Source organism: Epibacterium sp. Ofav1-8 (assembly GCF_022348185.1).
Taxonomy (GTDB): Bacteria; Pseudomonadota; Alphaproteobacteria; order Rhodobacterales; family Rhodobacteraceae; genus Epibacterium.
Map to the genome: position 1 here is coordinate 375,048 of NZ_JAKRFD010000002.1, position 13,339 is coordinate 388,386.

At 62.3% G+C, this 13,339-nt stretch carries 9 protein-coding genes and 1 tRNA gene; 9 read left to right on the top strand and 1 reads right to left on the bottom strand.

Features of this window, described 5'->3' with window-relative positions; all coding sequences use genetic code 11:
• Positions 1 to 64 precede the first annotated feature (64 nt).
• The 5 genes from pdxH to MHM97_RS04585 all read left to right on the top strand — a co-directional run bounded on the left by pdxH (position 65) and on the right by MHM97_RS04585 (position 6,395).
• Positions 65 to 670 carry a pyridoxamine 5'-phosphate oxidase gene (pdxH, locus tag MHM97_RS04565; protein ID WP_239320005.1) on the top strand — a complete coding sequence of 202 codons (606 nt, stop codon included), beginning with the start codon at positions 65 to 67 and terminating at the stop codon, positions 668 to 670.
• Between the two features lie 129 nt (positions 671 to 799).
• Entirely contained in the window at positions 800 to 1,342 is a 543-nt protein-coding gene (locus MHM97_RS04570) for a cold-shock protein (RefSeq protein ID WP_239320007.1), read from the top strand.
• Positions 1,339 to 1,812: a DUF192 domain-containing protein gene (locus MHM97_RS04575; RefSeq protein WP_239320010.1), complete on the top strand. Its 474-nt coding sequence runs from the start codon at positions 1,339 to 1,341 to the stop codon at positions 1,810 to 1,812. Before MHM97_RS04570 ends, MHM97_RS04575 begins: the two co-directional genes overlap by 4 nt.
• Positions 1,813 to 1,855: 43 nt before the next feature.
• Positions 1,856 to 1,932 (top strand) — tRNA-Pro (locus MHM97_RS04580).
• 809 nt (positions 1,933 to 2,741) lie between these two features.
• Positions 2,742 to 6,395: a vitamin B12-dependent ribonucleotide reductase gene (locus MHM97_RS04585; RefSeq protein ID WP_239320012.1), complete on the top strand. Its 3,654-nt coding sequence runs from the start codon at positions 2,742 to 2,744 to the stop codon at positions 6,393 to 6,395.
• 323 nt (positions 6,396 to 6,718) lie between these two features.
• Here MHM97_RS04585 and MHM97_RS04590 read toward each other — a convergent pair whose 3' ends face one another.
• Complete coding sequence (locus MHM97_RS04590; RefSeq protein WP_239320015.1) at positions 6,719 to 8,266, bottom strand: trimethylamine methyltransferase family protein; 1,548 nt, start codon at positions 8,264 to 8,266, stop codon at positions 6,719 to 6,721.
• Positions 8,267 to 8,734: 468 nt separating this feature from the next.
• Here MHM97_RS04590 and MHM97_RS04595 point away from each other — a divergent pair, with 468 nt between their 5' ends.
• The 4 genes from MHM97_RS04595 to MHM97_RS04610 all read left to right on the top strand — a co-directional run bounded on the left by MHM97_RS04595 (position 8,735) and on the right by MHM97_RS04610 (position 13,327).
• A complete protein-coding gene (locus MHM97_RS04595; protein WP_239320017.1) occupies positions 8,735 to 9,271 on the top strand; it encodes a hypothetical protein in 537 nt (178 codons plus the stop codon).
• A gap of 291 nt (positions 9,272 to 9,562) precedes the next feature.
• Entirely contained in the window at positions 9,563 to 10,936 is a 1,374-nt protein-coding gene (cysS, locus tag MHM97_RS04600; RefSeq protein ID WP_239320019.1) for a cysteine--tRNA ligase, read from the top strand.
• The gene (cimA, locus tag MHM97_RS04605) at positions 10,933 to 12,561 is read left to right on the top strand and encodes a citramalate synthase (protein WP_239320021.1); all 1,629 of its coding nucleotides are present in this window, start codon (positions 10,933 to 10,935) and stop codon (positions 12,559 to 12,561) included. The genes cysS and cimA overlap by 4 nt, the downstream gene beginning before the upstream one ends.
• Complete coding sequence (locus MHM97_RS04610; protein WP_239320023.1) at positions 12,551 to 13,327, top strand: squalene/phytoene synthase family protein; 777 nt, start codon at positions 12,551 to 12,553, stop codon at positions 13,325 to 13,327. The genes cimA and MHM97_RS04610 overlap by 11 nt, the downstream gene beginning before the upstream one ends.
• The last annotated feature ends 12 nt before the right edge of the window (positions 13,328 to 13,339 follow it).

Below are 13,339 nucleotides of genomic sequence, written 5' to 3' on the forward strand. Positions count from 1 at the left end.
CCAGTCTTTCAATCGGGCACAAAGGTCACTAAGTTGACGCGCAACCACGCAGACAGGAACCAAGATGTCAGACCGAGAAGGACTCTTCGCGGGGGAAGACCCGTTCGAAATCGCGCGCCGCTGGTTGGCGGAGGCCGAAACCACCGAACCCAACGATCCCAATGCGATCGCGCTGGCCACCGTGGATGCCAACGGCATGCCCAATTCGCGGATGGTGTTGCTTAAGGAAATCGAAAGCTCCGCCTTCGTGTTCTACACCAATTACGAGAGTGCCAAGGCCCAGGAGATCGCCGCCACAGGCACCGCCGCCTTTGTGATGCACTGGAAGTCCCTGCGGCGCCAGATCCGGGTGCGCGGACATGTGGAAAAAGAAGATGGTCCGCAGGCGGATGCCTATTTTGAATCGCGCTCTCTGAAGAGCAGGCTGGGCGCCTGGGCCTCGCAGCAATCACGTCCGTTGGCCTCTCGAAGCGCTTTGATGGCGGAGGTAGCAAAGGTGACCGCCACCAAGGGACCGAATCCCAAACGTCCCCATTTCTGGGGAGGTTTCCGACTCACCCCGATCGAGATCGAATTCTGGGCCGATGGCGCGTTCCGACTGCACGACCGCTTTGTCTGGAGACGCGAAGATAGCGCAAACGACTGGAATATAACCCGCTTGAGCCCATGACGTCATTTGGCGTCATGACTTTACATTCCCTGTAACTTCGGAATTTTTTTGCACTTGAATTCTGGTGCCGAAATCGCGCAGTTAGTTGGGCAGCACGGAAATAAACAAACAAACCGGTGGAATTCGCAAATGGCCGAAGATTTGAGCAGTTTGCAACAGGTCCGTGGACTAGTGAAATGGTTTGACCCGACCAAAGGGTACGGCTTCATCGTCTGTCCAAATGGCGGCCCCGACATTCTCTTGCACGTCAATGTTCTGCGGAACTTTGGCCAGAGTTCCGTTGCCGATGGCGCCGGGATCGAGGTTGTCACGCATCGCACGGACCGTGGCGTTCAGGCCGTCGAGGTCATCTCCATCACCCCGCCCGAGCGTGACGACACGCCGGTGCTGAGTGATCTGGCGGAGCTGGATGCGGGCGACATCTCCGCGCATCTGCTGGAGCCTGCGCGGGTGAAATGGTTCGACAAGGCCAAGGGATTTGGCTTTGCCAATGTCTTTGGGCGTGACGAGGATGTCTTCCTCCACGTCGAGATCCTGCGCCAGTCCGGCCTGTCCGATCTGCAATCGGGCGAGGCGCTGGCGATGCGGGTGATCGAAGGCAAGCGCGGCCGCATGGCGGTCGAGGTTCTGGCCTGGGAAGCCGCCGCGTCAGAGCTGAAGGACGATCAGTGATACGCGGAGCGATCACCGCCCTCGGGATCGCTCTGCTCACCAGCGGCGCCGCGCGCGCCGACAGAGCCTGCGCGCCGGACCGTGTGGATCTGCGCGGCGAATGGGGGCAGGCAAGCTTTACCGTTGAACTGGCTGCAACCCCGGATGCGCGGGCGCAGGGGCTGATGCATCGCGCCGAGATGCCGCCGCGCGCCGGCATGCTGTTTGTTTACGAGCATCCGCAACGGGTTGCGTTCTGGATGAAGAACACGCTGATCCCGCTCGACATGATCTTTGTCGGTGCCGACGGGGTCGTCGATCACATCCATGAGAACGCCATTCCGGGCGATCTGACACCGATCCCCGGCGGAGATGAGGTCATGGTCGTGCTGGAAGTGAACGCCGGTGTTGTGGCCGCATATGGCATTTCCGTCGGCAGCCAGATGCGGCACGAAGTTTTTTCATCAGAAACGGTAAAATGGCCCTGTTAGGGCTTTTCAAATCCCAACAGCATCGCTAGGAAGGCGCACGGTCCGGGGCGTGGCGCAGTCTGGTAGCGCACCTGTTTTGGGTACAGGGGGTCGTGAGTTCGAATCTCGCCGCCCCGACCATTTTCTTCCTTTCCCATATCCCATCTGTCCCGCGGTTCTCTCCGCGGCAACGGCGGCGTGGTGGCGCGACAGGTGCAGCCGCGCGCCCGCAGCCGGCACCAATCCGGGCAGGCGCTGGCGGCAGAGGCGGCGCGATTCCAGAATCACCTCACCACCTCGACAGCTGCTCCTGGGCGCCTCGCTAGATTTGGTGTTTACGCTTTGTTAGGGATCTGACGCGAGGGCGCGTCAGTTGCTGCTGTTTTCGGCGGCAGTGTTTTGCGATCCGACAGCGCTTGGCCGGATACCGGTGTTTCACAGCCACAGCGTGTCGCGGATGTTCATCACCGCTCTGAGGCAGGCCCGCGACGCGGATGGTGCGGGCATCGGTTCATCGGTCTGGATGATGTGCTGCGAGCAACCCTCTCGCATCGCGACAGAATTCACCCTTCGTTAACCACGACACGCGGCAGGGGGTGTTGGTGCGGCGTCATGTGTGAATCACACCGGGGCGCATGACCCGTGAAACCGTAAAAAGGGTCAACTAAATTCTGTTCCGTTAAAAGTGAAATTTTGCGTTGACCCTCTGGGGCATCTTACGCGAGATTGTGGGTGTCGCTGGGGGCGCCACTAAATCTTGTAGAAATTAGGCCGTGTCCCCCACCTCAGTGCTTCGTGCAAAACCGTTAAATTCGGGCCGGTGAAGGGCCTGCGAGTGCGGGGAGACCCCGTGCCGCAATGCGGTATTTGCATGCGCCAGGGGGCGACGAACGGGGCCGGTGCAACAGCGCCAGATCTTTGACAACGGGACTATTGGGACAGGTGTAGCCATGAAAATCGAACGTCGTTTCACAGAGGCAGGGCAGGATGCTTACGCGTCTTTGGATTTCATCGGAGCGACGTCCGAGATCCGCAACCCGGACGGCACCATCGTGTTCCGACTGGAGGGCATCGAGGTGCCATCGACCTGGAGTCAGGTGGCCAGTGACGTCATCGCGCAGAAGTACTTTCGCAAGGCTGGTGTCCCGTCCCGCCTGAAGAAGGTCCGCGAGAAGGGCGTGCCGGAATTCCTGTGGCGCTCGGTCCCGGCGGATGACGATGTGGAACTCGGCGGCGAGACCTCCTCCAAACAGGTGTTTGACCGTCTGGCCGGTGCCTGGACCTATTGGGGCTGGAAGGGCGGCTATTTCTCCTCGGAGGAAGACGCACGCGCCTATTTTGACGAGATGCGCTATATGCTGGCGACCCAGCGCGCCGCGCCCAACAGCCCGCAGTGGTTCAACACCGGCCTGCACTGGGCCTATGGCATCGACGGCCCGGCGCAGGGCCACCACTATGTGGATTACAAGACCGGCAAGCTGACCAAATCCAACAGCGCCTATGAACACCCGCAGCCGCATGCCTGCTTCATCCAGTCCGTGTCCGACGATCTGGTGCAGGACGGTGGCATCATGGATCTCTGGGTGCGCGAGGCGCGGCTGTTCAAATACGGCTCCGGCACCGGCACCAATTTCAGCCACCTGCGGGCCGAGGGCGAGAAACTCTCTGGCGGCGGCAAATCCTCGGGCCTCATGGGCTTTTTGAAAATCGGCGATCGTGCCGCTGGTGCGATCAAATCAGGCGGGACAACCCGTCGAGCAGCGAAGATGGTGATCGTGGATGCCGATCACCCGGATATCGAGCAGTTCATCGAATGGAAGGTGATCGAGGAACAGAAAGTCGCCTCCATCGTGGCCGGTTCCAAAATGCACGAAAAGATGCTGAACGGCATTTTTCAGGCTCTGCGCACTTGGGACGGTCTCGCTGAGGACGCCTATGATCCGGCCGAGAACACCGCTCTGAAATCAGCGATCCGCGAAGCCAAGAAGGTCGCAATTCTAGAGACTTATATCAAACGCGTGCTGGATTATGCCCGTCAGGGCTATGACAGCATCGAGTTTCCGACCTATGACACCGATTGGGACTCCGAGGCCTATTCGTCCGTGTCGGGCCAGAACTCCAACAACTCCATCCGCGTGACCAACGCATTCCTGCATGCGGTCGAGAAAGACGCCGATTGGGAGTTGATCAACCGCACCGACGGTAAGGTCGCCAAGACCGTGAAGGCGCGCGATCTGTGGGAGAAGGTCGGCCACGCCGCATGGGCCTGCGCCGATCCGGGCATCCAGTTCCACGACACTGTCAACGAGTGGCACACCTGCCCCGAAGACGGTGAGATCCGCGGCTCAAACCCTTGTTCCGAATACATGTTCCTGGACGACACTGCCTGCAACCTGGCGTCGCTGAACCTCCTGACCTTCTATCAGGGCGGCGTGTTCCAGGCCGAGGATTTCATGCACGCCAGCCGTCTGTGGACGCTGACGCTGGAAATCTCGGTGATGATGGCGCAGTTCCCATCGAAGGAAATCGCGCAGCTGTCCTATGATTTCCGCACGCTGGGTTTGGGCTATGCCAACATTGGCGGGCTGCTGATGAACATGGGCTACGGCTACGACAGCGACGAGGGCCGGGCGCTCTGCGGGTCCTTGACCGCGATCATGACCGGCGTGGCCTATGCGACCTCTGCCGAGATTGCCTCCGAACTGGGGCCGTTCCCGAGCTACGCCCGCAATGCCGACCATATGCTGCGGGTGATGCGCAACCACCGCAATGCCGCTTACGGCGCGACCGAGGGCTATGACAAGCTCACCGTGAAGCCGGTACCGCTGGATCTGCACAACTGCCCCGATGCGCGCCTCACGGAACTGGCGATGAGCGCTTGGGACGAGGCGGTGACCCTTGGTGAGAAACACGGCTATCGCAACGCGCAATCCACCGTGATCGCGCCCACCGGCACCATCGGTCTGGTGATGGATTGCGACACCACCGGGATCGAGCCGGACTTTGCGCTGGTGAAGTTCAAGAAGCTCGCAGGTGGTGGGTATTTCAAGATCATCAACCGCTCGGTGCCCTCGGCGCTGGAGGGCCTCGGCTATTCTTCCGCGCAGATCGAAGAGATCGTCTCCTATGCGGTCGGTCATGGCTCCATCGGCAATGCGCCGGGCATCAACCATACCTCGCTGACCGGACATGGATTTGGCCCCAATGAGCTGGCCAAGGTCGACGCCGCACTCGAGAGTGCCTTTGACATCCGGTTCGTGTTCAACCAGTGGACTTTGGGCGAGGAGTTCTGCACCGGCGTGCTGGGCATTCCGGCCGATAAGCTCAATGACACCGCCTTTGACCTGCTGCGCCATCTCGGGTTCACCAAAGCCGACATTGATGCCGCGAACGATCACGTCTGCGGGACCATGACGCTAGAGGGCGCGCCGCACCTCAAGGAAGAGCATTATTCGATCTTTGATTGCGCCAACCCCTGCGGCAAAAAAGGCAAGCGTTATCTGGGAGTTGACAGCCACATCAAGATGATGGCCGCCGCACAGAGCTTCATTTCCGGCGCGATCTCCAAGACCATCAACATGCCCAATGATGCCACCATCGAGGACTGCCAGCGGGCCTATGAGCTGAGCTGGTCTCTGGGGGTAAAAGCAAATGCGCTCTATCGTGACGGGTCGAAACTGAGCCAGCCGCTGGCTGCGGCCCTGGTTGAGGATGACGACGAGGCCGCCGAGATCCTGGAAACAGGTTCGGTGCCGGAAAAGGCCGCAACCCTGGCCGAGAAGATCGTCGAGAAAGTGGTCATCAAGGAGGTGATGAAATCCCATCGCACCAAGATGCCGCAGCGCCGCAAAGGCTATACGCAAAAGGCGGTTGTCGGCGGCCACAAGGTTTACCTGCGCACCGGCGAATATGAGGACGGCAACCTCGGCGAGATCTTCATCGACATGCACAAGGAAGGCGCGGGCTTCCGGGCGATGATGAACAACTTCGCCATCGCGGTCTCGGTTGGTCTGCAATACGGGGTGCCGCTTGAAGAATTTGTCGATGCCTTCACGTTTACCAAGTTCGAACCCGCCGGCATGGTTCAGGGCAACGACTCGATCAAGAACGCCACCTCGATCCTCGACTATGTGTTCCGCGAACTGGCGGTGAGCTACCTCGACCGAACCGATCTGGCGCATGTGAAACCCGAGGGCGCGAGTTTTGATGATCTGGGTCGTGGCGAAGCGGAAGAAGGGGTCTCCAACCTCTCCGAGCTGAGCGATGGCGCGGCCTCGAAATCGCTGGAGGTGCTGAAGCAGATTTCTTCCAGCGGCTATTTGCGCAAGCGCCTGCCGCAGGAACTGGTGGTGCTGCAAGGCGGCCAGACCAGCGTCGCGGTGACTGCGCTGGATGGCAGCGCCGATCCGGTGGCGGCCTTGCAGAAACTGGTGCCGGAGACCTCCGACGCCCCCGCGCCGACGGGCGGCATGGATGCACGCACCAAGGCCAGGATGCAGGGCTACGAAGGCGACCCATGCGGTGAATGCGGCAACTACACGCTGGTGCGCAACGGCACCTGCATGAAATGCAACACCTGCGGCTCCACCTCGGGCTGTAGCTGAAACAACGGGTCGGGCGTGCTCCGCGCGCCGGACCCAGACACCGCATCCGAGGGCACACACCACCTGGGGGATGCGCAGGGGACAGGGCGTCGCAACCGCCGTCACGTCCCCGACGAAACAGGGCAGGTCACCTAGCGTGACCGCCTCATTGGATCGAAGGCGCGTTCCGGGCCTTTGACCCCTGTCTGGAGTGGGTGCGCTCACTCCACACGCCGAGAAGGACCAGGCAAGAAAAAACACCGGGCGGTCAATGAGAAGAGCCTGATCGGCGAAACTGCCCCCCTCTGAACCGGAGGGGGGCTTTTTGCTTTTGAACCGGGGCCTCAGGCGGGCAGGTGGATCTTGAACCGCGCCCGGATCGCCTGATCGACCTCGGGCGGGAACCGGGCGGCGGCGCGCTCTGCCAGGATGCGCTCCTTGCGGGTGGTGGCACTGGCGACAAGATCGGGCTTTTCACGCTCGGCCCATTCCTTGGGCGAGGTTCGGTCCCCAAGCGCGGGGTAGACATAGTCCTTCTGCATCCGGCTCAGGGTTTGGCCGGTGCCGAGGTAGTGGCCCGCGCCGCCGAGGCAGACTTCGGCGATCTGGTCCAGTGCGAGGGTTTCATCGGTGACCTCGATGCCGCGCACGCAGCGCATTGCCTGACCGATCAGATCATCGCCGATGATCAGGCTTTCGTGGCAGAACCCCAGCAGGGAGGCATGCATGCCGGCGGATTCATAGACCATATTGAGCCCCGACAGACCCGCCATCACGTTGGAGCACATCTGCTCCCACCCCGCTTGCATGTCCGGCAACTTACTGTCGGCAATCCCTGCCGCAGCGCCGCCGGGCAGATCGTAGAACCGGTGCATCTGGGCACAGCCCGCGGTCAGCAGCGCCTGTTCGCCAGAGCCGCCGGTCATCGCCCCGGTGCGCAGGTCCAGACCAAAGGGCCAAGTGCCGAAAATTGCGGGATGTCCGGGGCTTAGCGTATTGACATAAACCATCCCGGCGAGGCATTCGGCCACCGCCTGCACGATCGCCCCCGCCACGGTGGAGGGCGCGGTGGCCCCGGCCATGCCTGCCGATAGCAGCAGCACCGGCATGCCGGCGCGGATACATTCCTCCATCACCAGACAGGCTTCGGTGGCGAATTTCATCGGCGGCACGACAAAACAGTTGGAGTTCGACACGAAGGGGCGGGCGCGCCATTTGTCCTCGCCGCCGGCAATCATGTGCAGAAGCTCCATCGCCAGGGCGACGTAGGACGGATCGGTGAAAGAGGTGCCCACATGTTTGAAGGTGCCTGAACAGCAGGCGTAGATGGTGTTGAGATCCATCTCCAGATTGTCGGCGATGTCGCGGCAGACCATCGGCCGCTGCACAAAGCTGATATTGTCCAGCTGCGCGCAGATCCGCGCCGCATCATGCAGATCCTGAACGGTGCTGTCGCGATAGGCGCGGCCCTGCGCGTCCACCAGATGCACGGCGGCCCCTGCGGTGCCGTAGTGGACCCGCGTGCCCCGCAGGTCGAGATCGCTCTGACCGTCGCGGCTGAACAGGGTGACAGCGCGATTGGCAACGGCCAGCTTGTCCTCGACCAAGGCGCGCGGAAACCGCAGACGCCCGTCGTCGCCCAGTTGGCACCCGGCCTGGCACAGGAGGTCGATGCCGCTTTGCGGCGCATCCGCAAGTCCGATCTGTTCCAGCGCATCAAGGGCGGCGTGGTGGATGCGCAGGAGTTCGGCATCGGACAGGAGGTTCAACCGGCCTCCCTCCAGACCGGGGTGGATGGCGCGCATCTCCGCGCTGAGGGGGGCGGCGCGTGCGGCGCGCCGGGCCGCACGCCCACCGGAGCGCGCTGCGGTTGAGGTTTGAGCAGATGTCATGATTTTGTCTCTGTTATCTGAATGTTGAACCCTTGGGGTGAAAACATCACAGACCAGAGGGGCGCCCCCGCGCCGCAAGGCCGCGCGCCGCACCGATGGTGCGCGACACAAGCTGGATCATGCACAGTGGTTCCTGCATGCGCGGCCTCCCTTTGGATCAGGCTAGCCGGGGATTTGCGGGCGATTCTGTCTCGGCAACGACGCATGGCGCAAAAACGACAGGATTCTCGACCGTGCCGACCTCCAGCCCGGGGGCCGATCAGGGGCGATCGGAAAAACCGCATCAAATTAAGAATAACCCCGCAGAAGAACGCGACGCGCGGACCGGAAACCCGTCGGAGACGGCCGTCGCGCGCGAGACTTGAACGAAGTGTTAAGCATAATGTGGGAGGCTCAAGACAAGGGAGACCAGCGCAAAACGACGCGTTTACTACCGGCGCCAGTGGCGCTGATCGAAAGGGCACCGCCATGGGGAACCATGTACCCACCCGCCACCGAAGTGGCCGCTTCCATCACCTCTGCGGGTGTCTGTTGCTCGCCTGTACACCCGCCGTGGCGGGAGAGGCGGACAGCAACTGGGCGGGCCGGTTTCTAGGTGGTTTTGCCCTCTCGCAGCAGGCCATCGTCGCCGCACCTGTCATGCAGCCCGGCTTTGCCGCCCCTTCGCCTGCGCCGCAGCCCTTGCCGTCGCCTCGGGCGGGCACGGCGGGTTCACGCAGCGTCGGCACCGCGCGTCTGTGGCAACATGCGCCCGCCGTCGACCTGTCGCTGTCGCCACAAGTGGGCGCGCCGTCCCTTGCTCCTGCGGGCCAGAGCGGCCTGCACCTGCTTGCACCGCTCCCCGAGGGCGGCCCGGAGACCGGATTTGGCCTCGGCTGGGGCGTCGAAGTCTCGCCGCGGGTCTATGTGCAGGGCGGTGTTCTGGGCAGTGAGGATCCGGGCGGCAGCTACTCGCTCTCCCGGGAAAACCGCTACCTGTCGCTGAGCGCATCCTTCCGGTTCTGACCCGGCGCGGTGCTTGCCTTTGCAATCTGCGCGGGGCCCCAAAAGGCCATCCTTTCGACCCAAGACAGATCCGGACGGGATAGGGCTTGGCCAATGGGGATCGCTGTGCTATCGGATTGCCATGGCACGTATCGAAACCATCATTACCATTTGTATCGCCTGCTGATCTTCAGCGGGCTGGTTTCTGTCGTTCTCTTTCATGTGACAAGTTGCTAAGCCCGCGCTGCGCGCAGTGCGCATGCTGAGGTATGTGGGGGTCGCCCAAGCCGAGGTGTTGTCGAAGGAGCTGATATGACGACGATCAAATTGCACAACTCAAAGACCCGCAAAAAAGAGGTCTTTACCCCGATTGATCCGGACAATGTGCAGATGTACGTCTGTGGACCCACGGTCTATGACCGGGCGCATCTTGGCAATGCACGGCCTGTGGTGGTGTTTGACGTGCTGTTCCGGCTGCTGCGCCATGTCTACGGCGCTGAGCATGTCACCTACGCGCGCAACTTTACCGACGTCGATGACAAGATCAACGCGCGTGCGGCTGAAAGCGGGCGCGAGATCGGCGAGATCACCGCCGAGACCACCCAGTGGTTTCTGGACGATATGGGCGCGCTTGGGGCGCTGGAGCCCACGCATATGCCGCGCGCGACGCAGTATATCCCGCAGATGGTCGAAATGATCGAAGATCTGATCGCGCGGGGGCATGCCTATGCTGCCGAGGGGCATGTGCTGTTCGCGGTGGACTCCTGGCGCGAGGGCTACGGTCAGCTTTCGGGCCGCTCCGTTGACGATATGATCGCGGGCGCCCGCGTTGAGGTGGCGCCTTACAAGAAAAACCCGATGGATTTTGTGCTGTGGAAGCCTTCGGATGCGGAACAGCCCGGCTGGGACAGCCCTTGGGGGCGCGGACGCCCGGGCTGGCATATCGAATGCTCCGCCATGAGTCATGATCTCTTGGGCGAGAGCTTTGACATTCACGGCGGTGGCAACGATCTGATGTTCCCGCATCACGAGAATGAGATCGCCCAGAGCTGCTGCGCCAATCCCGAGGGCGAGTTTGCCCGCTACTGGCTGCACAATGAGATGTTGCAGGTCGAGGGCAAGAAGATGTCCAAATCCCTGGGCAATTTCTTCACCGTGCGCGATCTGCTGGAGCAGGGCATTCCGGGCGAAGTGGTGCGGTTTGTGTTCCTGCAAACCCATTACCGCAAGCCGATGGATTGGACCGAGAAGAAGGCCTCCGAGGCGGAGGCGACGTTGCGCAAGTGGCGGGCGCTGACAGCGGGCATCGAGCCCGCCGCCACCGCTGCTGCCGCAGTCCTGGACGCACTGGCGGATGATCTCAATACCGCCGGGGCAATTGCCGAGATGCACAAGTTGGCGGCGGCTGGCGATGCGGCGGGATTGCTGGCGGCGGGGCAGTTGGTGGGCCTCTTGAGTGATGAGATGGGTGACTGGGCTGCAGCGCCGTCGGTTGATCTCTCGGCGCATGAGGCGCGACTGTTCGCGGCGCGTCAGACGGCCATGGAAACCAAGGATTTTGCCGAGATGGATCGCCTCAAGTCGGCCTACACGGAGGCAGGGCTGGAGGTGCGTATGTCGAAAACCGGTGTGGAACTTGTGCCCGGCACAGGGTTTGACGCGGCCAAGCTGGAGGGGCTGGAATGACGGAACGGCTCTACCTTTATGACACCACCCTGCGCGACGGGCAGCAGACGCAGGGGGTGCAGTTCTCCACGTTAGAAAAAAAGCAGATCGCCCAGGCACTTGATGACCTAGGTGTAGACTACATTGAGGGCGGCTGGCCCGGTGCCAATCCGACCGACAGTGCCTTTTTCGATGAGGCGCCGGATACGCGCGCGACGCTGACGGCCTTTGGCATGACCAAGCGGGCAGGGCGCTCGGCAGAGAATGACGATGTGCTGGCGGCGGTGATGAACGCGGGCACCAAGAGCGTCTGTCTGGTGGGGAAGTCGCATGACTATCACGTGACTGCGGCGCTTGGCATTTCTCTGAAAGAGAACCTTGATAATATCGCGCAGTCTGTGGCGCATATCGTGGCGCAAGGGCGCGAGGCGCTGTTTGATGCCGAGCATTTCTTTGACGGCTACAAGGCCAATCCAGACTATGCGCTGGCGGCCTGTCGCGCGGCGCTGGAGGCGGGCGCGCGTTGGGTTGTGCTGTGCGACACCAATGGCGGCACGCTGCCGCATGAGGTTCATCGCATCGTATCCGAGGTGATCGCTGCGGGGCTGCCGGGCGATCATCTGGGCATTCACACCCATAACGACACCGAAAATGCGGTTGCCTGTTCGCTGGCGGCGGTGGACGCGGGCGTGCGCCAGATCCAGGGCACGCTCAACGGTCTGGGCGAGCGCTGTGGCAATGCCAACCTAACCACGCTGATCCCGACGCTTCTGTTGAAGGAACCCTATGCCAGCGCCTATGAGACCGGCGTGCCGCAGGGGGCGCTGGCGCGGCTGACGACGGTGAGCCGGATGCTGGATGAGATCCTCAACCGGGTGCCGCAGAAACAGGCGGCCTATGTGGGGGCCTCGGCCTTTGCGCATAAGGCTGGGCTGCATGCGAGCGCGATCCTCAAGGACCCCTCGACCTATGAGCATATCGACCCTACGGTGGTGGGCAACGGTCGCGTTATCCCGATGTCCAATCAGGCCGGGCAGTCGAACCTGCGCCGCCGTCTGGCGGAGGCGGGCCTGACAGTTGAAAAAGGCGACCCCGCGCTTGGCCGTATTCTGGAGCGGGTGAAGGAACGCGAAACCGAAGGCTATTCCTACGACACGGCGCAGGCGTCCTTTGAGCTGCTGGCGCGCGAAGAACTGGGCCAGATGCCGCAGTTCTTTGAGGTCAAGCGCTACAAGGTCACCGTGGAGCGGCGCAAGAACAAGTATGACCGCATGGTGAGCCTGTCCGAGGCCGTTGTGGTGGTCAAGGTCGATGGCGAAAAGCTCCTCTCAGTGAGTGAATCGCTTGATCCCTCGGGCAGCGACCGTGGCCCGGTGAACGCCTTGGCCAAGGCGCTGCGCAAGGATTTGGGGCGCTATTCCAAGGTGTTGGACGACATGCGGCTGGTCGACTTTAAGGTGCGTATCACCCAGGGCGGCACCGAGGCCGTGACCCGCGTCATCATCGACAGCGAAGACGGCAAGGGCCGGCGCTGGTCCACTGTTGGCGTCAGCCCGAACATATTGGATGCGTCTTTTGACGCGCTGCTCGATGCGATGAACTGGAAGCTGCTGCGCGATGCGGCCGAGGCCGCGGATGCAGTTTGACGATGACCTGATCGCCTGCGCCGAGGCGGTTCAGAAGGGCGATCCGGATCGCTTTCTGGCCGCAATGGCCGCCCCTGTCGAGGCGCGGCCGCTGCTGTTTGCGCTCTACGCCTTTAACATCGAGATGTCGCGCGCTCCCTGGGCCAGTCAGGAGAGCATGATCGCCGAGATGCGGGTGCAGTGGTGGCGTGATGTCGGTGCGGAGATTGCGTCCGGCGGGCAAGTGCGCAGGCATTATGTGGCGACACCGCTGGCGCGGCTGGTCAACCATGAAGCCGCGCAGATGATTGACGCGATGGCGGAGGCGCGGCGCTGGGACATCTACCGCGATCCGTTTGAGGATGAGGCAGCCTTTGACACCTATATCGACGCCACATCGGGCGGTCTGATGTGGATGGCGGCCGCCTCGCTGGGGCCAGCAGACGAGGGTGTTGTGCGCGACTATGCCTATGCGGCGGGGCTTGCGGCCTATCTGCGTGCGATCCCGGAGCTTGAGGCCCAAAAACGGGTGCCGCTGTTGGATGGCACCAACGCCGGGCTGATCCAACTGGCGGAACGGGGATTGGACCGGCTTGCCGCTGCCAGACGAGGGCGGCAGGCGATTTCCTCTGCGGCAAGCAGTGCCTTGCTGCCCGGCTGGCAGGCCGGTGCCATATTGCGACAGGTCCGGGCCGAGCCCGCACGCGTGGCGGCAGGCGCGCTTGGCCGTAGTGAGTTTCGCAGGCGGGTCTCGCTGATGTGGCAGGCGGGCACCGGGCACTGGTAGCGCGCCAGGGTG